This window comes from Janthinobacterium lividum, assembly GCF_011601275.1.
In the GTDB taxonomy this organism is placed as follows: Bacteria; Pseudomonadota; Gammaproteobacteria; order Burkholderiales; family Burkholderiaceae_D; genus Janthinobacterium; species Janthinobacterium lividum_E.
In genome coordinates this window covers 394695-414640 of record NZ_JAAOLY010000001.1, presented here as the reverse complement: position 1 = coordinate 414640, position 19946 = coordinate 394695, and the positions used below count along the sequence as shown (strand labels likewise).

Here is a 19946-nt window from a genome sequence, read left to right as displayed (position 1 = left end):
AGAGCCCCCTAAGGCTCGAACCTGTGCTTCCTTGTTCTTCTCATTTATTTTTATTAATCACGTCGATGAAGACGGCCGCCAGCAGCACCAGGCCCTTGATCACTTGCTGGTAGTCGATGCCGATGCCCATGATGGACATGCCGTTGTTCATCACGCCCATGATGAAGGCGCCGATGACGGCTCCCATCACCTTGCCCACGCCGCCCGAGGCCGAGGCGCCGCCGATGAAGCAGGCGGCGATCACGTCCAGCTCGAAACCCGTGCCCGCTTTCGGCGTGGCCGTGTTCAGGCGCGCCGCGAAGATCAGGCCGGCCAGCGCGGCCAGCATGCCCATGTTGACGAAGGTGTAGAAGCTGACCCGTTCCGTCTTGATGCCGGACAGGCGCGCCGCCTTCTCGTTGCCGCCCACGGCATATACGCGGCGGCCCAGCACGGTGCGGTTGGTAATGAAGGTGTAGGCGACGATGAGCAGCGACATCACGGCCAGCACGTTGGGAAAACCGCGGTACGACGCCAGCAGGTAGCTGAAATACACCATCACGGCGGCGAAGATCGCGTTTTTCAGCAGGAAGAAGGCGCGCGGTTCGTTTTCCATGCCGTGTTTCAGTTGCTTGGCGCGGCTGCGCAGCGAGGTGATGATCAGCGCCGCGGCGGCGATCACGCCCAGCAGCAGTGAAAATCCGCGCAGGTTTTCGCCGCCGAACGGATCGGGCAAAAAGCCCGAGCTGAGCATCTGGAAGCCTTCCGGGAAGGGACCGACCGACTGGCCAGCCAGCAGCGCCAGGGTCAGGCCCTTGAACACCAGCATGCCGGCCAGGGTCACGATAAACGACGGGATCTTGAAGAAGGCGACGAAATAGCCTTGCGCGCCGCCGATGACGGCGCCGGCCAGCAGGCAGAGGATGCTGGCGGCGACAAAATTCATGTTGTAGTTGACGATCAGGACGGCCGCCAGCGCGCCGACGAAGCCGACCACCGAGCCGACGGACAAATCGATATGGCCGGCCACGATGACCATCAGCATGCCCAGCGCCATGATGACGATGTAGCTGTTTTGCAGCACCAGGTTGGTCAGGTTCAGCGGCTGCATCAGGGTGCCGTCCGTCATGTACTGGAAAAAGCCCATGATGACGATCAGCGAGAGCAGCATGCCGTAGTCGCGCATATTATTCTTCAAAAAGCCGGCATAGCTTTTCGCTTGCGGCGCGGCCGCTGGCGTTGCTGCTGCCGGCGCGCCTGCTGTCAATTTATTGTCCATTGTTTTCTCCGTGTGTAACGATCGCGCGCATGATTCGCTCCTGCGATGCTTCTGCCGCGCTCAGTTCTGCCGCGAAGCGGCCTTCGTTCATGACATAGATCCGGTCGCACATGCCCAGCAATTCCGGCATCTCCGACGAGATCATGATGATGCATTTGCCTTCGGCCGCCAGGTCGCTGATGATGCTGTAGATCTCGTACTTGGCGCCCACGTCGATGCCGCGGCTCGGTTCATCGAGGATCAGCACGTCGGGGCGCGAAAACAGCCACTTTGCCAGCACCACTTTCTGCTGGTTGCCGCCGGACAGGTTGACCACCTTCTGCGCCACGCTCGAGCAACGGGTCTTGAGCTTGCGGCGGAAATCCTCGGCCACGCTGAACTCGCGCTGCTCGTCAATCACCATGTGCCTGGAAATCGCATCGAGGTTGGCCAGGCTGGTGTTCTTCTGGATGTCCTCCTCAAGGATCAGGCCCAGGCCCTTGCGGTCTTCCGTCACGTACGCGAGGCCGTGGGCGATCGCCTTGCCGATGGTGCTGACGTCGATCTCCTTGCCATTCTTGAGCACCGTGCCGCTGATGCGCTGGCCGTAGGCGCGGCCGAAAATGCTCATCGCCAGTTCCGTGCGCCCGGAGCCCATCAGGCCGGCGATGCCGATGATCTCGCCCTTCTTGGCGTGCATGTTGATGCCCTTGATGACGGGGCGGTCGGCATGCTCGGGATGGAAGACGCGCCAGTCGCGCACTTCGAAAATAGTCTCGCCTATCGTCGGCGTGCGCGGCGGATAGCGGTCGGCCATTTCGCGTCCGACCATTTTTTCGATGATGCGGTCTTCGCTGACGGGTTCCGCGCGGCAGTCGAAACTGTCGACCGTGTTCCCGTCGCGCAGCACCGTGATGGCATCGGCGACTCTTGAAATTTCGTTGAGCTTGTGCGAAATCAGGATCGAGGCGATGCCCTGGGCTTTCAGGCCCAGCAGCAGGTCGAGCAGGGCCGCGCTGTCGCTTTCGTTCAGGCTGGCCGTCGGCTCGTCGAGGATCAGCAGCTTGACGTCCTTGCACAGCGCCTTGGCGATCTCGATCAGCTGCTGCTTGCCCACGCCCAGGTTGGTGATCAGGGTGTCCGGGGATTCTTTCAGGCCGACTTTGTGCAGCAGTTCGCGCGTCTTGCTTTGCGCGTATTCCCAGTCGATGACGCCCATGCTGGACGGTTCGTTGCCGAGGAAGATATTCTCGGCGATCGACAACTGGGGCACCAGCGCCAGTTCCTGGTGGATGATGATGATGCCGATTTCTTCGCTGTCCTTGATGCCGCGGAAGTGCCGCGTCTGGCCCAGGTAGTCGATGTCGCCCGTATAGCTGCCATGGCCGTAGACGCCGCTCAGCACTTTCATCAGGGTCGATTTGCCGGCGCCGTTTTCGCCGACGATGGCGTGGATCTCGCCGCTGCGTACCCGCAGGTTGACATTGTCGAGCGCAACGACGCCCGGGAATGTTTTGCGTATCCCGCGCATTTCCAGGATAGTGTTCGTCATATAACCTCTCTGGCACGGCCGTGCCGGTCGGCATCGGTCGTGCGGCAGTCTTGTTCTTGATAGTGCGTGAAGCGAAAGGCCCGGCAGCGCCGGGCCTTCAGTACCGTGGATGCTTATTTCACTTGCGCTTCCGTGTAGTAGCCGCTGCCGGTGACGAGCACCTGCTTCCAGTTCGCCTTGTCGACGGTGACCGGTTTCAACAGGTAGGACGGCACCACCTTGACGCCGTTGTTATAGGTCTTCGTATCGTTGACGGTCGGCGTTTTGCCGCTCATCATCGCGTCGACCATGTTCGCCGTGACCTTGGCCAGTTCGCGCGTGTCCTTGAACACGGTTGACGCCTGTTCGCCGCGGATGATCGACTTCACCGACGGGATTTCCGCATCCTGGCCCGTCACGACGGGGAACGGCTGCTTCGGCGTGCCGTAGCCGACGCCCTTGAGCGAGGACAGGATGCCGATGCTCAAGCCGTCATACGGCGACAGCACAGCGTCGACGCGCGCATTGCCGTAGTAGGCGCTGAGCAGGTTGTCCATGCGGGCTTGCGCCACGGCGCCGTCCCAGCGCAGGGTAGCGACCTTTTCCATACCCATCTGTTTCGAGCGCACCACCAGCTTGCCGCTGTCGATGTAGGGTTTGAGCACCGACAGCGCGCCGTTGTAGAAGAAGTGCGCGTTGTTGTCGTCGGCCGAGCCGCCGAACAGTTCGATATTGAACGGGCCCTTGCCTTCCTTGAGTTTCAGCGCCGATTCGATATAGCCCGCTTGCAGCACGCCGACCTGGAAGTTGTCGAAGGTGGCGTAGTAATCGATGTTTTTCGTGCCGCGGATCAAACGGTCATACGAAATGACCTTGATCCCCTTGTCGGCCGCTTTTTGCAGCACGTTCGACAGGGTGGTGCCGTCGATGGCGGCGATCACCAGCACCTTGGCGCCCTTGGTGATCATGTTTTCCACCTGCGCCAGCTGGTTCGGGATATCGTCGTCGGCAAACTGCAAGTCTGTCTTGTAGCCGCGCTCCTTGAATACCTTGACCATGTTGTCGCCGTCGGCGATCCAGCGCATGGACGATTTGGTTGGCATCGAGATGCCGATCGCGCCCTTGTCTGCGGCGCTTGCCACGGGCATTACCGCCATGCCGGAGATGGCCAGCGCCAGGCTCGCGGTCAGCATTTTCATTGTTGTTTTCATTTCAGGTCTCCACCGTCTTCGATAGTTGAATGTGCCAGGGCCGTCGTCCAGCGGGCGGGCTCCGTGCGAATGGCCGATTGCAGGCCACGGCTGATACTAGTTTGTCCATCCATCCCTCACCAATCACTTTTTTCGCATTGGTGATATCCAAAACGATATCGATGGGTCAATTGATGCAATGCGCCATGGCGCGCCTTCCCGCCTGCGCACAGGGCGGAAACGGGGGCTGGGCGGCGGCTTTTTTTGGTGCACTGCAATACCAATAATCATCATTCAATTTGGTGATTTTCGTAATTGCGGCGACACAGGGCGGCGCGCAGAATCGGTCCGAACTTGAACACCGGCCATCCCGTCACGACCTTTTGAAAGCTTGCCATGCAGCCGATTTCTCCCGCCTCCCTGTTGCCCGCCGACCTGGCGCAGGCTACCCTCATTGGCCGCATCTGGCGTGACGGCCCCTGCGTCGTCGCCGTGCGCGGCGGCGAAGTGGTCGACATCACGCAGACGGTGGCGACGGTGGCCGAGCTGTTCGAACGCAGCGATGCGCTCGATATCGCCCGCCATGCGCCCGGCATCGCGCTCGGTCCCGTGCAGGCGCTGCTGGAGCAGGCACTGGCCGCGCCGGCCGGCGAGCCGCTGCTGCTGGCGCCGTGCGACCTGCAGGCCGTCAAGGCCTGCGGCGTGACCTTCGCCGTCAGCCTGCTCGAACGGGTGATCGAGGAACAGGCGGGCGGCGACGCGGCGCGCGCGGCCAGCTTGCGCACCGCCCTGCAAATGACATTGGGCGGCGACCTGTCGGCCTTGAAACCTGGCTCGGACGCGGCGCAGCGCCTGAAACAGCAGCTGCAACAGCGCGGCGCCTGGTCGCAATACATGGAAGTGGGCATCGGCCCCGATGCGGAAGTGTTTACCAAGGCCCAGCCGATGTCGTCGGTCGGTTGCGGCGCGCAGGTCGGCTTGCTGCCATCGTCCGCCTGGAACAACCCGGAGCCCGAGATCGTCCTGGCCGTCAACAGCCGCGGCGAGGTGCTGGGAGCGACCCTGGGCAACGACGTCAACCTGCGCGACATCGAAGGACGCAGCGCCCTGTTGCTGGGCAAAGCCAAGGATAACAACGGTTCCTGCTCCATCGGCCCCTTCATCCGCCTGTTCGACGAGCACTTCACGCTCGACACCGTGCGCGAGGCGGAAGTGTCGCTGCTGATCGAAGGTGCGGACGACGGTTTCGTGCTCGAAGGCGCCAGCTTCATGCGCGAAATCAGCCGCGACCCGCTCGACCTGGTGCGCCAGACGGCAGGCCAGTACCACCAGTATCCGGACGGCTTCATGCTGTTCCTGGGGACCATGTTCTCGCCCGTGAAGGACCGCGGCGCGCAGGGCGGCGGTTTTACGCACCACCTGGGCGACAGGGTGACGATTGCCAGCGCCGCGTTGGGCGCGCTGGTCAACGAAGTACAGCGCTGCGATGCGATTGCCCCCTGGACGTTTGGCGTGCGCGCGCTGTACCAGAACCTGGCGCAACGCGGCTTGCTTTGATCCGATTATTTTAAAAAGAGAGACACCATGCAGCATGCAATCTATTCCAGTCTGGCCGGCAAGCGCGTCGTCATCACGGGCGGCGGCACCGGCATCGGCGTGGCCATCGTCGAGGCGTTCGCGCGCCAGGGCGCCCACGTCACCTTTCTCGACATCGCCCGCGAAGCATCGCTGGCGCTGCAGGACAAGCTGGCCGACCTGCCGCAGCCGCCCGTTTTCCGCTATTGCGACCTGACGGACCTGGGCGCCCTGGCCGCCACCTTCGTCGAGATCGAACACAGCGCGGGCGCCACGGATATCCTCATCAACAATGCGGCCAATGACGACCGCCATCAATTGCAGGACGTCACGCCCGCCTACTGGGACGAGCGCATGGCCGTCAACCTGCGCCACCAGTATTTCTGCGCCCAGGCAGTGGCGCCCGCCATGCGCGCCAAAGGCAGCGGCGTGATTCTCAACCTGGGGTCGATTTCCTGGCACCTGGCGCAAGCGCGCCTGTCGATCTACATGACGGCCAAAGCCGGCATTGAGGGCCTGACGCGCGGACTGGCGCGCGACCTGGGCGTCGACGGCATCCGCGTCAACTGCATCATTCCCGGCGCCGTGCGCACGCCGCGCCAGGAAAAGCTGTGGCATACGCCGGAAGCGGAAGCCGTGATCCTGCAGGGACAATGCCTGCAGCTGCGCGTGGAGCCGGAAGACGTGGCGGCGCTGGCGCTGTTCCTCGCGTCCGACAACGCGGCCAAGTGCGCGGGACGCGAATACTACGTCGACGCAGGCTGGTACGGCGCATGAGCACCGCAGGCAACCGCCAGGCGCGGCGCTTCCGCTCGCAGGACTGGTTCGACAATCCCGACCATATCGACATGACGGCGCTGTACCTCGAGCGCTTCATGAACTACGGCATCACGGCCGAGGAGCTGCGTTCGGGCCGGCCCATCATCGGCATCGCGCAAAGCGGCAGCGACATCAGCCCCTGCAACCGCATCCACCTGGAGCTGGCGCAGCGCGTGCGCGACGGCATCCGCGACGCGGGCGGCATCCCGATGGAATTCCCGCTGCACCCGATTTTTGAAAATTGCCGCCGTCCCACGGCCGCGCTGGACCGCAACCTCGCGTATCTGGGGCTGGTGGAAATTCTGCATGGCTACCCGATCGACGCCGTGGTGCTGACGACGGGCTGCGACAAGACGACGCCGGCCCAGCTGATGGCCGCCGCCACGGTGGACATTCCCGCCATCGTGCTGTCGGGCGGCCCCATGCTCGACGGCTGGATGGACGGTGAACTGGTGGGCTCCGGCGCGGCCATCTGGAAGGGCCGCCGCCAGCTGTCGGCCGGCTTGATCGACAACGACAAATTCCTGCAGATCGCCGCCGCCTCTGCGCCGTCGGCCGGCCACTGCAACACCATGGGCACGGCATCGACCATGAATGCGCTGGCGGAAGCCTTGGGCATGTCGCTGACGGGCTGCTCGGCCATCCCCGCGCCGTACCGCGAGCGGGGCCAGATCGCCTATGAAACGGGGCGCCGCATCGTCGCCATGGCGCATGACGACGTGCGCCCGTCGAGCATTCTCACGCGCGAGGCGTTCCTGGACGCCATCATCGTCAACGCGGCCATCGGGGGCTCGACCAACGCGCAGCCGCACCTGATGGCCATGGCGCGTCATGCGGGCGTGGAACTGCATTCGAGCGACTGGATGGAACACGGCTACGACGTGCCGCTGCTGTTGAACATGCAGCCGGCCGGGAAGTATCTGGGCGAGCGCTTCCACCGCGCCGGCGGCGTGCCGGCCGTGATGTGGGAGCTGCAGCAGGCGGGCTTGCTGCACGCTGACCGGTTGACGGTCACGGGCCAGAGCATGGCCGCGAACCTGGCCGGGCGCGAAAGTACTGATCGCGAGATGATCCGCCCGTTTGCCGCGCCGCTGAAGGAAAAGGCCGGTTTCATGGCCTTGCAGGGCAACCTGTTCGACTTCGCCATCATGAAGACCAGCGTGATCTCGCCCGCTTTCCGCGAGCGCTACCTGTCGCGTCCCGGCAGCGAGGGCGTGTTCGAGGCGCGTGCCATCGTCTTTGACGGTTCAAGCGACTATCACGCGCGCATCAATGACCCGGCCCTGGCGATTGACGACAGCTGCATGCTGGTCATGCGCGGCGCAGGTCCCGTGGGCTGGCCCGGTTCGGCCGAAGTGGTCAACATGCAGCCGCCCGACGCCTTGCTCAAGGCCGGCATTTTGAACCTGCCGACCCTGGGCGACGGGCGCCAGTCCGGCACGTCGGACAGCCCCTCGATCCTGAACGCGTCGCCGGAAAGCGCCGTGGGCGGCGGCCTGGCGCTGCTGCGCACGGGCGACATCATCCGCGTGGACTTGAACGGGGGCCACTGCGACATGCTGGTCGATGCGGACGAACTGGCGCGCCGCGCCAAAGAACTGCCGCCGCCCGTCAACGACAGCGCCACCCCGTGGCAAGAAATCTACCGCGCCAGCGTGGGCCAGCTGGAAACGGGCGCCTGCATGGAGCTGGCCCTGAAATACCGCGCCGTGGGCCAGACCCTGCCGCGCCACAACCATTAGCAGGCAGATCTGGACAGGTCGGGTTAGCGCTCCGCGCGTAACCTGACACCACCACAGACATAAAATTTTTCAGCAGTACCCGCAGTTAAAAAACGTTGTTAATAAAATCCACAAGGAGACACACAATGAACAAGATCATCAGTGCAGCCATCATGACCGCCATGCTGGCATTGAGCAGCAGCGCCGCCCTGGCCGATGCGAAAAACCCGAAAATCGGCTTTTCCATCGACGATTTGCGCGTGGAACGCTGGACGCGCGACCGCGATTTCTTCATCGCCGCCGCCGAGAAGCAGGGCGCCAAGGTCTTCGTGCAGTCGGCCGACGCCAGCGAGCAGCGCCAGATTTCGCAGATCGAAAACCTGATCTCGCGCGGCGTGGACGTGCTGGTGATCGTGCCGTTCAACGCCACGGTCCTCAACAACACCGTCAAGGAAGCAAAAAAGGCCGGCATCAAGGTGCTGTCGTATGACCGTCTGATCCTGAACGCCGATATCGACGCGTACATCTCATTCGACAACGAGAAAGTGGGCGAGATGCAGGCCGAAGGCGTGACCAAGCTGCAACCGAAGGGCAATTACTATCTGCTGGGCGGCTCGCCGACCGACAACAACGCCAAGATGCTGCGCGAAGGCCAGATGAAGGTATTGAAACCGTTCATCGACAAGGGCGACATCAAGATCGTCGGCCAGCAGTGGGTAAAGGACTGGAGCGCCACCGAAGCGCTGTCCATCGTGGAAAACGCGCTGACGGCCAACGGCAACAAGATCGACGCCATCGTCGCCTCGAACGACGGTACTGCCGGCGGCGCCATCCAGGCTTTGGCCGCGCAGAAGCTGGCCGGCAAGGTGCCGGTCTCGGGCCAGGACGCCGACCTGGCTGCCGTGAAACGCGTCATCGCCGGCACGCAATCGATGACGGTCTACAAACCGTTGAAAACCATCGCTGCGGAAGCGGCCAAGCTGGCCGTGCAACTGGCGCGCAATGAAAAGCCGGCCTACAACTCCAGCTATGACAACGGCCTGAAAAAGGTCAGTACGGTGCTGCTGAAACCAACGCCGCTGACCAAGGCGAATGTGAACATTCTCGTTGATGACGGTTTCTATACCAAGGCGCAATTGGGTAATTGATCACCTGCTTGCTGTCGGCTTACGCGCTGCGCGCTAAGCCGACCTGCGATTGCCCGCATCGGCCGTTATCCGACAATCGCCGGCTCCGGAAACGCCGGTGGTGGTGTCGGCCGTCCGCATCGGCCGTAGGTCGGATTAGCGGCGCCATGGGCGCCGCTAATCCGACATTTCCCCCGTATCCGCAACGAGAGTGAGCATGTCCGACTATCTGCTTGAAATGAAAGGCATCGTCAAACAGTTTGGCGGTGTCCGCGCGCTTGACGGCATCGACCTGCAGGTGCGGGCCGGCGAGTGCATCGGCTTGTGCGGCGAGAATGGCGCCGGCAAGTCGACCCTGATGAAGGTGCTGTCCGGCGTGTACCCGCACGGCACCTGGGATGGCGAGATCCTGTGGGAGGGCCAGCCCCTGCGCGCGCAATCGATCCGCGACACGGAAGACGCTGGCATCATCATCATCCACCAGGAACTGATGCTGGTGCCGCAGCTGTCCGTGGCCGAGAATATCTTCATGGGCCGCGAGCTCACCCTGCCCGGCGGGCGCATGCATTACGCGGCCATGTACAAGCGCGCCGACGAGCTGCTGCGCGAACTGAAAATTCCCGAACTGAACGTGGCGCAGCCCGTGATGAATTACGGCGGCGGCCACCAGCAGCTGGTGGAAATCGCCAAGGCGCTCAACAAGAATGCGCGCTTGCTGATCCTCGACGAGCCGTCGTCGTCGCTGACGGCGTCGGAAATCGCTGTGCTGCTCGATATCCTGCGCGCGCTGAAAGCCAAGGGCGTCACCTGCATCTACATTTCGCACAAGCTCGATGAAGTGGCGGCCATCTGCGACACCATCGTCGTCATCCGCGACGGCAAGCATATCGCCACCACGCCGATGGCGCAGATGAACGTCGAGCGCATCATCGCGCAGATGGTGGGCCGCGAAATGAGCCAGCTGTATCCGCAGCGCGCGCAGCCGGCACCCATCGGCGAGGTGCTGTTCGAGGCGCGCCACGTGACCTGCATCGATGCCGACAACCCGCAGCGCAAGCGGGTCGACGATGTGTCATTCACCCTGCGCAAGGGCGAGATCCTCGGCATCGCCGGCCTGGTGGGGGCGGGGCGCACGGAGCTCGTCTCGGCCCTGTTCGGCGCCTACCAGGGGCCTTGCCAGGCCGAAGTGTGGCTCGATGGCCGCAAGATCGATACCCGCTCGCCGCAAAAGGCCATTGCCATGGGGCTGGCCATGGTGCCGGAAGACCGCAAGCACCACGGCATCGTGCCGGACCTCGACGTGGGGCAGAACATCACCCTGGCCGTGCTGGAGGAATTCGCGCGCGCCACGCGCATCGATGGCGAGGCGGAATTGACGGCCGTGCGCGGCGAGATCGCGCAGCTGGAACTGAAGGCGGCCAGCCCGTCGCTGCCCATTACGAGCCTGTCGGGCGGCAACCAGCAAAAGGCCGTACTGGCCAAGATGCTGCTGACGCGCCCGCGCGTGCTGATCCTCGACGAGCCTACGCGCGGCGTCGACGTGGGCGCCAAATATGAAATCTACAAATTGATGCTGGCGCTGGCCGACCGGGGCGTGGCCATCATCATGGTCTCGTCGGAACTGGCCGAAGTGCTGGGCGTGTCCGACCGCGTGCTGGTGATGGGCGAAGGCCGCCTGCGCGGCGACTTTATCAACGATGGCCTGAGCCAGGAAACCGTGCTGGCGGCCGCGCTGGACCAGCGTCCCGCGCCCGCCGCCAACACCGCAAACAAGGAAACCGCAGCATGAAACCGCACAGTATCAAACAGCTGTTCACCCAATACAAGATGCTGGCCCTGCTGATCGCCGTGGCGCTGATCTGGGCCTTCTTTTCGTGGAAGACGGAGGGCAGTTTCCTCACGCCGCGCAACCTGTCTAACCTGCTGCGCCAGATGTCCGTCACCGGCATCCTCGCCTGCGGCATGGTGCTGGTGATTATCGCCGGCGAGATCGACCTGTCGATCGGCTCCCTGCTGGGGCTGCTCGGCGGCATCGCCGCCGTGCTGGACGTCACGCAGCACTGGCCGCTGGCGCTGAACCTGGCGGCCGTACTCGGCTGCGGCCTGGTGATTGGTTTGCTCAATGGCTACCTGACGGCGTACCGGGGCATCCCCTCCTTTATCGTGGGCCTGGGCGGCATGCTGGCGTACCGCGGCATCCTGCTGGGCATCACGGGCGGCATCACGATCGCGCCCGTCTCCGAGCCGATGGTCTATCTGGGGCAAGGCTACCTGCCCGCGGTGCCCGGCATCGTGCTGGGCGTCGGCCTGTTCCTGCTGGCCGCCTTCCTGACGTGGCGCGCGCGCGCCAGCCGCGCGCAGCATGGCTTGCCGCAGACGGCGCCCTGGGCCGACGGCTTGCGCCTGGCCGTCATCGGCGCCGTGCTGTATGCCTTCGTGCAAACCCTGAACGGCTATGAAGGCATCCCGCTGCCCGTGCTATTGCTGCTGGCCTTGCTGGGACTGTTCAGCTACATCACCAGCCAGACCGTGTTCGGCCGCCGCATCTACGCCGTGGGCAGCAATATGGAAGCGACGCGCCTGTCCGGCATCAACGTGAAAGCCGTCAAGCTGTGGATCTTCGGCATCATGGGCCTGATGTGCGCGCTGGCGGGCCTGATCAACACGGGCCGCCTGGCCGCAGGTTCCCCATCGGCCGGCACCTTCAGCGAACTCGACGCGATCGCCGCTTGCTTCATCGGCGGCACCTCGATGCGCGGCGGCTCGGGCACCGTGTACGGCGCCCTGATCGGCGCGCTGGTCATGGCCAGCCTCGATAACGGCATGTCCATGCTGGACGTGGACACCTACTGGCAGATGATCGTGAAAGGCAGTATCCTCACTTTGGCCGTGTGGGTCGATGTCAGCACGCGAGCGGGGCGTCGTTAGCCGTGAAACGATCTGGCACGGGAGGAGACACCATGAAGATGCCGACCGCGCACCGGATCGCGCTGCTGTTTAACGGGAATAAAATCTACGACCGCGACATCATCGCGGGCATCGCCGCCTACCTGAACACCACGCGCGTGTCGTGGGACCTGTTCCTGGAAGAGGATTTTCGCTGCCGGCTTCCCGGCATCGAGCGCTGGCAGGGCGACGGCATCATCGCCGATTTCGACGATCCCGCCGTCTGCGAAGCGCTGGCGCACAGCCGCCTGCCCGTGGTGGCCGTAGGCGGCTCGTATGCGCGCGCCGAGGATTACCCGGCCGGCATCCCGTATGTGGCGACCGATAATTTCAAGATCGTCAAGCTGGCCTATGAACACCTGGTGGAAGCGGGCTTGACGCGTTTCGCCTGTTTCAGCCTGCCGGAGGCCGATGTCAACCGCTGGGCGCAGGAGCGCGAAACGGCGTTTTGCGCCTTGATGGAGCGCGATCACATGCGCGCCGACGTGTACCGGGGCGTCGCCACCAGCGCGCCGTCGTGGGACGAGGCGGTGGAGCAGCAGATCGCCTGGCTCAACAGCCTGGAAAAACCCGTCGGCATCATCGCCGTCAGCGACGCGCGCGCGCGCCAGCTGCTGCAAGCGTGCATGCATGCGGGGATCGCCGTGCCGGAGCAAGTGGCCCTGATCGGCATCGACAACGACCCGCTGGCGCGCATGCTCACGCGCATTCCATTGAGTTCCGTGATCCAGGGCACGGAGGAAATGGGCCGCACGGCCGCGCATCTGCTGCATCAGATGTTGAATGGCGCGCGCCTGTCCGGCACGCGCATCCTCGTGCCGCCGGCCGGCCTGAACGTGCTGGCCTCCACGCGCCACCAGCCCTTCCAGCATCCGCAGGTGATGCAGGCGCGCCATTTTATTCGCCAGTACGCCTGCCAGGGCATCAAGACGGAGCAGGTGGCCGATTACGTGGGCGTGTCGCGCTCCTCGCTCGAAGCGCACTTCCGCCACGAGCTGGGGCGCAGCGTGCACGACGAAATCCTGCATTTCAAGCTCGATGCGGCCAAGACCCTGCTGGCGCGCGGGCCGGGGCAGGTGGCCGAGGTGGCCGTGCGTTGCGGCTTTACCACGGTGCAGTACATGCATGCCGTCTTCAAGCGCGAACTCGGTTGCACGCCGCGCGAATTCCAGCAACGCAGCCGGCCGCCGCCAGCTCCAGGGCAGGCGCCATGATGCATCTGCTGCGCAATGCGCGCGGCATGCGCGTGGCCATCGACGCGCACGATGCCAGCGTGCGGGCCTGGTGGGCGCCCGACCGCTATGGCCGCCTGGCCGATGTGCTGGGCGCCGCCCCCCCTGCTGCGCGCTCGTCCACGGCCTGGCAATGCGCGCCGCCGGACGACGGCCATTTGCTGCTGCACCTGGCGCACGACGGCCTGTCCGTGCGCCTGACCTACCGGCTTGACGAGGATGGCAGCCTGCACCTCGACTGCGTCGCCACGGCCGAGACGGTTTCCCGCTTCGCGCTGGCCGCACCCCTGTTCAATCTGCAGGGCGGCCGCGCCGCCGTGGGCGACCATGTGCTGCGCCTGGCCGCCGACCGTTACTGGCCAGGCGGCCACTCGTGCAGCGCTCCGCTCGACGTGGCGGGCAGCGCGTTCGACTTCCGCCAGCCGGCGCCGCTCGCGTCACGCCTGGCCTGGCCCGCGCTCGTGCACTTGCCGGGATTCCGGCATGACTTTTACTGGACGGGCGGCGGCCAGCTGCGCGAGGCGGCGCGGGTGGCCGACCCCGCTTCCGGCCGGGTCTTGCGTTTTTCCAGCACCCAGGACAGTTGCCGTTTGTATTCCGATGCGCGCTGTTTTTCCCTGCTGGCGCAGGGCGTGCAATTGCAGCCGGGACAGCTGACGCGGTTCAACCTCGCCTACCGTTTGGGCGTGCAGGATATCGACGCGTTTGACATATCCGAACCGGTATCAATGATGTCAAATAAGTGATTGGTCAGATATGCGGGGCAGTTCTACCATGAGGTAGTTTTTCCCTCATTCATTTTTGTCCTGACCGACGCTGCGAACCTGCCCATGAACATACTCACCATCGATGCCGGCACCACCAATACGCGTACCTTGCTGTGGCGCGCAGGCGCCGTCGTCGCGCAGGCGCAGCTGGAAACGGGCGTGCGCAATACCGCCATCGATGGCCATAACGGCGCGCTGAAACAGGCGCTGCGCGACACCATCGCCAGCGTGCTGGCCAGCGCCGGACTCGCGCCTTCCGAGGTGGACCTGGCGCTGGCCTCGGGCATGATCACCTCGCCCATGGGCGTGCGGGAAGTGCCGCACTTGCCGGCGCCCGCCGGCCTGGCCCAGCTGGCGCAAGGCATGCAGGCGGTGGACTTGCCCGACGTGCTGGCGCAGCCCCTGTGGCTGATTCCCGGCGTGCGCAACCAGCATGGCGCCGTCGGCCTGCATAACGTCGAGGCAATGGACATGATGCGCGGCGAAGAGACGGAAGTCGTCGCGCTGCTCGAGCGCCTGCAATTGCGCGGCGCGGCGACCCTGATCATGCCCGGTTCGCATACCAAGCTGATCAGTGTGGACGAGCAGCGCCGCATCCTCGGCTGCAGCACCACCATCGCGGGCGAACTGCTGCAGGCGATCACGCAGCACACGCTGATCAAGCAATCGGTCGATGGCGGTTTTGCCCAGACCCTGGTGCCGAAAATGCTGCTGGCCGGCGCGGCCGCGGCGCAAAAAACGGGGCTGGCGCGCGCCTGCTTCAGCGTGCGCACCCTGGGCCAGTTCAGCGCCATCGAATGCAATGAGCGGGCCAATTTTCTGATGGGCGCCGTCCTCAGCGGCGACCTGCTGGCGCTGCGCAACAGCACCGCCATCCAGATGCGGCCCGATAGCCCGCTCGTCATAACCGGCAAGCCCATGCTGCGCCAGGCGCTCGGCTTGCTGATCGAGGAACACGGATTTTTTTATGGCAAGCGCATCATCGTCGACGACCAGCAGCAAGACTATCTGGCCGGTCACGGTGCGCTGCTGATCGCCGCCGCGCGCGGCTTGATTTCCCCGCAGGAGACAGTATGAGCAGCAACAAGAACAAGCGTCCCTTGCGTTCGCAATCGTGGTTTGGTGGCGACGACAAGGACAGTTTTATTCACCGCAGCTGGATGAAGAACCAGGGCTATCCCAGCGACGCCTTCGATGGCCGTCCCGTCATCGGCATCTGCAATACCTGGTCCGAGCTGACGCCCTGCAATGGCCATTTCCGTGACTTGGCCGAGATGGTCAAGCGCGGCGTGCTCGAAGCGGGCGGCTTTCCCGTCGAATTTCCCGTGATGTCGCTGGGCGAGACGAATCTGCGTCCGACGGCCATGCTGTTCCGTAACCTGGCCAGCATGGACGTCGAGGAATCGATCCGCGCCAACCCGATCGACGGCGTGGTGCTGCTGACGGGTTGCGACAAAACCACCCCGGCCCTGCTGATGGGCGCGGCCAGCGTGGACTTGCCCACCATCGTGCTGTCGGGCGGCCCCATGTTGAACGGGAATTACCGGGGCAAGCCGATCGGTTCGGGCACGGATGTGTGGAAGTTTTCCGAGGACGTGCGCGCCGGCCGCATGACGTCAGCCGAATTCAAGCAGGCCGAATCGTGCATGTCGCGTTCCGCCGGTCACTGCATGACCATGGGTACGGCATCGACCATGGCCAGCATGGTCGAAGCGCTGGGCGTGACCTTGCCCGGCAACGCGGCCATTCCCGCCGTCGATGCGCGCCGCAAGCTGCAGGCGCAGCTGACGGGCCGGCGCATCGTCGACATGGTGCATGAAGACCTGAAACTGTCGCAGATCCTCACGCGCGAAGCGTTTGAAAACGCCATCATGGTCAACGGCGCCATCGGCGGCTCGACCAATGCCGTGATCCATTTGCTGGCCATTGCCGGGCGCATCGGCGTGGACATGCGCCTGGGCGACTGGGACCGCCTGGGCCGTGACATTCCCTGTCTGCTGAACCTGATGCCGTCGGGCCAGTACCTGATGGAAGATTTTTACTATGCGGGCGGCCTGCCCGTGATCATCCGCGACCTGCTGGGCAAATTGCACGGCGAGGCGCTCACCGTCACGGGCGCCACCATGGCCGTCAACGTGGCCGAAGCGGAAAATTTCAATCCCGAGGTGATCACGCCGCTGGCGCAGCCATTCAAGGACGAGGGCGGCATCGCCGTCCTGCATGGCAACCTGGCCCCGCGCGGGGCCGTCATCAAGCCTTCGGCCGCTTCGCCCGAGCTGATGCAGCACCGTGGCCGCGCCGTCGTGTTCAACAGCATCGAGCACTACAAAAAGCGCGTCGACGATCCCGCGCTCGATATCGATGCCAGCTGCGTGATGGTGCTGCAAAACTGCGGTCCGCAGGGCTATCCGGGCATGGCCGAAGTGGGCAATATGGGCTTGCCGAAAAAACTGCTGGAGCAGGGCGTGCGCGACATGGTGCGCATCTCGGACGCGCGCATGAGCGGCACGGCCTACGGCACGGTGGTGCTGCACGTGGCGCCGGAAGCGGCCGTGGGCGGGCCGCTGGCCCTGGTGCGCGATGGCGACATGATAGAACTGGATGTGGCGGGACGGCGCTTGCACCTGGACGTCGACGAGGCTGAGCTGGCGCGCCGGCGCGCCGAGTGGAGCGCACCGCCGCCGGCCATGAAGGGCGGCTACCAGTCGATGTACATCAAGCACGTGACGCAGGCCGACGAAGGCGCGGATCTGGACTTCCTGGTCGGCTGCCGCGGTTCGGCGGTTCCGCGCGAGTCACATTGAAGGGAAGGAAAAAAAATGATGGGGACACAGGCCCAATTACTGGTCGATGCGCAGAATTTCCTGGGCGAGGGTGTGCGCTGGTGCGAACGCAGCGGCCGCGTTTTCTGGACGAATATCGAAGGCTGCCAGCTGCATGCGCTGGTGCTGGCCACGGGCGAGCGCCAGAGCTGGGCCATGCCCGAGCGCCTGGCGTGTTTCGCGCTGACGGATAGCGACGAGGTGCTGTTGCTGGGACTGGCCTCCGGACTGGCCTGGTTTGACGCGCGCAGCGGGGCCGTCACGCGCTTGCACACGGTGGAGGGGGGCTTGCCCATGACGCGCCTGAACGATGGCCGCTGCGACCGCCAGGGGCGCTTTGTCTTCGGCACGCTCGATGAGCGCCCATGCCGCGATGCGATCGGCAGCTTTTACCGCCTCAACCTGGATTTGACCCTGGAGCGCTTGCCGCTGCCGCAGATCGCCATCTCGAACAGCATCTGCTTCAGCGTCGATGGTACGGCCATGTACTTCTGCGACTCAATGAAAAAGGCAATCTATCGCTGGGACGATTACCTGGGAGGCGACGCCAGCCGGGTACGCGTGTTTGCCGTGCTCGATCCGGGACCGGGCGCAGCCGATGGCGCCACCATCGATGCGGATGACTACCTGTGGAGCGCGCAGTGGGGCGCGGGCAGGGTCTTGCGCTTCGCGCCGGACGGCAGCGTCGAGCGCAAGATCAGCCTGCCCGTTTCGCAGCCCAGCTGCGTGAGCCTGGGCGGCCCGCACTATGACGAATTGTTCGTCACGACGGCGCAGGAGAGCTTGACCCCGGCCCAGCTGGCGAGCGAACCGCTGGCCGGCGGATTGTTTCATGCACGCCAGGTAGGCGTGCGCGGTTTGCCGGAAGTGCGCTTTGGCGCCTTGCCGGCCTGACAGGAGAGAGCAGATGCAAAAACACATGGTTTTCAATGGCATCCTCGAACGGGGCATGGTCGGCATCGTGCGCGCCGACTCGCCCGATGCGGCCGTACAGATCGCCGAGGCGTGCATCGCCGGCGGCATCACGGCGCTGGAAGTGGCGTTCACCACGCCCGATACCCTGGGCGTGCTGCGCACCTTGCGCGAACGCCATGGTCATGAGGTGCTGCTGGGCGCGGGCACCGTGCTCGATACGGAGACGGCGCGCGCCGCCATCCTGGCCGGCGCCCAGTTCATCATTTCGCCCAGCGTCAACGTGGACACCATCGCGCTGTGCCAGCGCTACCAGGTGCTGTCCATGCCGGGCGCGATGACGCCGACGGAAATCGTCACGGCCCTGCAGGCGGGTGCCGACATCGTCAAGGTCTTCCCCGCCGAGATGTTCGGCCCCGCCTACATCAAGGCCCTGCGCGCGCCCCTGCCGCAAGCGCCATTGATGCCGACGGGCGGCGTGACGGTGGAGAACTTGCAGGAATGGTTTGCCAGCGGCGCCGTGGCCGTGGGCATCGGCAGCAGCCTCAGTGGCCCTGGCGCCACGGGCGATTACGCGGCCGTGACGGCGCGCGCGCAGGCTTTCGTGGCGAAGATGGCGGCCGTGCGCAAGGCTAAGTCTTCTGGCTAGCTCCCGGCGCGACGGGAATCTGCTACGCTAGGCGGGCAATGTCGCACGCCCAACTATGACCAGAATATGTCCAACATCGCCCGCATCCTGCAAGACAGCCGCATCATCGCCATCGTCGGCATGTCCGACAAGCCCGAACGCGCCAGCCATGAAGTGGCCGACTACCTGCTGCACCATGGCTACTGCGTGCTGCCCGTCAATCCGGCCCTCGCCGGGCGCGATGTGCTGGGACAGCGCGCCTACGCCACCCTGACGGAGGCTGCCGCTGCGGTGGCACCGGCGCGCATCGACATCGTCGACTGCTTCCGCAAGTCAGAAGATATCCTGCCCATCGCCGAGGAAGCCATCGCCGTCAAGGCCGGCTGCCTGTGGCTGCAGCTCGACATCGTCAACGAGCAGGCGGCGCAGCTGGCGCGGGCGGCGGGCCTGGACGTGGTGATGGATCACTGCACAAAAATCGAGCACCGCAAGCTGGCGGTGGCGGCATGAAGGCGCGCACGCAATTCCGTGCCGGCAAGGGCTTCGAGCTGAAAGAGGACTTCGCCGGCAAGCGCCTGCTGGGCGCCGCCACCAAGGCGGCGAACAAGAAGCTGACGCCATCCCAGTGCAAGGCCATGGACCGCGAGGAAACCGTGGCACTGACGGCGCAGATCGCCGAATGCCAGAGCATGCTGTATGCGCAGCACAAAAAGAAGGTGCTGCTGGTTCTGCAGGGCATGGATACGTCGGGCAAGGATGGCACGGTCAAGGCCATCTTCAGCAACATCAACCCGATGGGCATCCGCGCCGTGGCGTTCAAGGGCCCCACCGATATCGAACTGGCGCACGATTACCTGTGGCGCGTGCACCAGCACGTGCCCGTGAAGGGCGAAATCGCCATCTTCAACCGTAGCCATTACGAGGATGTGCTGATCACGCGCGTGCAGGACATGATCGACAAGGCCGAATGCCAGCGCCGCTACGCGCAGATCCGCGATTTCGAGCGCATGCTGAGCGAAACGGGCACCGTCATCCTGAAAATCTTCCTGCACATCTCGAAGGACGAGCAACGGGGACGGCTCCAGGAGCGGCTTGACGATCCTGACCGCCAGTGGAAGTTCGACCCCAACGATATCGCCCAGCGCAAGAAGTGGGATGGCTACCAGCGCGCTTATGAAACGGCGATCCGCGAGACGGATGCCGATCACGCGCCGTGGTACGTGGTGCCATCGAACTCCAAGACGCAGCGCAACCTCGTGGTCGCATCCCTGCTGCTGGAAACCCTGCAGGGCATGAAGCTGGAATACCCGGCGCCGGACCCGAAACTGTCGTCTTTCAAGGTCGAGTAGAGCTTAAGCCAGTTCCGTGCCGCGCCTGCGGAATCGGCCGCGCTGTGGCATAGTATCCCTCGTCGATAATTCAAACCAGACCGGAGATTC

At 64.4% G+C, this 19946-nt stretch carries 17 protein-coding genes; 14 read left to right on the top strand and 3 right to left on the bottom strand.

The features are described from left to right. Positions 1-40: 40 nt before the first annotated feature. The 3 genes from mmsB to chvE all read right to left on the bottom strand — a co-directional run bounded on the left by mmsB (position 41) and on the right by chvE (position 3925). Positions 41-1258 (bottom strand): multiple monosaccharide ABC transporter permease, encoded by a 1218-nt coding sequence (gene mmsB, locus GYK42_RS01915; RefSeq protein ID WP_166446096.1) that lies wholly within the window; start codon positions 1256-1258, stop codon positions 41-43. Next, positions 1248-2789 carry a multiple monosaccharide ABC transporter ATP-binding protein gene (gene mmsA, locus GYK42_RS01910; RefSeq protein ID WP_166446095.1) on the bottom strand — a complete coding sequence of 514 codons (1542 nt, stop codon included), beginning with the start codon at positions 2787-2789 and terminating at the stop codon, positions 1248-1250. Before mmsA ends, mmsB begins: the two co-directional genes overlap by 11 nt. A 113-nt stretch (positions 2790-2902) precedes the next feature. Next, positions 2903-3925 (bottom strand): multiple monosaccharide ABC transporter substrate-binding protein, encoded by a 1023-nt coding sequence (chvE, locus tag GYK42_RS01905; protein ID WP_223278970.1) that lies wholly within the window; start codon positions 3923-3925, stop codon positions 2903-2905. Between the two features lie 429 nt (positions 3926-4354). Between chvE and GYK42_RS29165 the strand changes: the two genes are divergently transcribed. From GYK42_RS29165 to GYK42_RS01840, 14 genes are all read left to right on the top strand, one after another. After that, positions 4355-5515, top strand: coding sequence for a fumarylacetoacetate hydrolase family protein (locus tag GYK42_RS29165; RefSeq protein WP_240943376.1), 1161 nt, complete (start codon positions 4355-4357; stop codon positions 5513-5515). 27 nt (positions 5516-5542) lie between these two features. Next, positions 5543-6310 carry an SDR family NAD(P)-dependent oxidoreductase gene (locus GYK42_RS29160; RefSeq protein ID WP_240943375.1) on the top strand — a complete coding sequence of 256 codons (768 nt, stop codon included), beginning with the start codon at positions 5543-5545 and terminating at the stop codon, positions 6308-6310. Continuing rightward, positions 6307-8094 (top strand): IlvD/Edd family dehydratase, encoded by a 1788-nt coding sequence (locus GYK42_RS01895; RefSeq protein WP_166446094.1) that lies wholly within the window; start codon positions 6307-6309, stop codon positions 8092-8094. The genes GYK42_RS29160 and GYK42_RS01895 overlap by 4 nt, the downstream gene beginning before the upstream one ends. Positions 8095-8246: 152 nt before the next feature. Beyond that, entirely contained in the window at positions 8247-9221 is a 975-nt protein-coding gene (gene xylF / locus GYK42_RS01890; RefSeq protein ID WP_099377905.1) for a D-xylose ABC transporter substrate-binding protein, read from the top strand. Positions 9222-9417: 196 nt separating this feature from the next. Continuing rightward, positions 9418-10989, top strand: coding sequence for a D-xylose ABC transporter ATP-binding protein (gene xylG / locus GYK42_RS01885; RefSeq protein WP_166446093.1), 1572 nt, complete (start codon positions 9418-9420; stop codon positions 10987-10989). After that, on the top strand, positions 10986-12128 hold the full coding sequence (locus GYK42_RS01880; RefSeq protein WP_166446092.1) for a sugar ABC transporter permease: 1143 nt from the start codon (positions 10986-10988) through the stop codon (positions 12126-12128). Before xylG ends, GYK42_RS01880 begins: the two co-directional genes overlap by 4 nt. A gap of 32 nt (positions 12129-12160) precedes the next feature. Then, positions 12161-13360, top strand: coding sequence for a XylR family transcriptional regulator (locus GYK42_RS01875; protein WP_046681867.1), 1200 nt, complete (start codon positions 12161-12163; stop codon positions 13358-13360). Next, on the top strand, positions 13357-14124 hold the full coding sequence (locus GYK42_RS01870) for a hypothetical protein (RefSeq protein WP_166446091.1): 768 nt from the start codon (positions 13357-13359) through the stop codon (positions 14122-14124). Before GYK42_RS01875 ends, GYK42_RS01870 begins: the two co-directional genes overlap by 4 nt. Positions 14125-14208: 84 nt before the next feature. Next, a complete protein-coding gene (locus GYK42_RS01865; RefSeq protein ID WP_166446090.1) occupies positions 14209-15222 on the top strand; it encodes a 2-dehydro-3-deoxygalactonokinase in 1014 nt (337 codons plus the stop codon). Beyond that, complete coding sequence (araD, locus tag GYK42_RS01860) at positions 15219-16949, top strand: L-arabinonate dehydratase (protein ID WP_058049351.1); 1731 nt, start codon at positions 15219-15221, stop codon at positions 16947-16949. The genes GYK42_RS01865 and araD overlap by 4 nt, the downstream gene beginning before the upstream one ends. A 15-nt stretch (positions 16950-16964) precedes the next feature. After that, positions 16965-17861 carry an SMP-30/gluconolactonase/LRE family protein gene (locus GYK42_RS01855; RefSeq protein WP_431190145.1) on the top strand — a complete coding sequence of 299 codons (897 nt, stop codon included), beginning with the start codon at positions 16965-16967 and terminating at the stop codon, positions 17859-17861. A gap of 13 nt (positions 17862-17874) precedes the next feature. After that, on the top strand, positions 17875-18528 hold the full coding sequence (locus GYK42_RS01850; RefSeq protein ID WP_166446089.1) for a bifunctional 2-keto-4-hydroxyglutarate aldolase/2-keto-3-deoxy-6-phosphogluconate aldolase: 654 nt from the start codon (positions 17875-17877) through the stop codon (positions 18526-18528). 66 nt (positions 18529-18594) lie between these two features. After that, positions 18595-19017, top strand: a complete 423-nt coding sequence (locus tag GYK42_RS01845; RefSeq protein WP_166446088.1) for a CoA-binding protein — start codon at positions 18595-18597, stop codon at positions 19015-19017. After that, positions 19014-19856 (top strand): PPK2 family polyphosphate kinase, encoded by an 843-nt coding sequence (locus tag GYK42_RS01840; RefSeq protein WP_166446087.1) that lies wholly within the window; start codon positions 19014-19016, stop codon positions 19854-19856. Before GYK42_RS01845 ends, GYK42_RS01840 begins: the two co-directional genes overlap by 4 nt. The last annotated feature ends 90 nt before the right edge of the window (positions 19857-19946 follow it).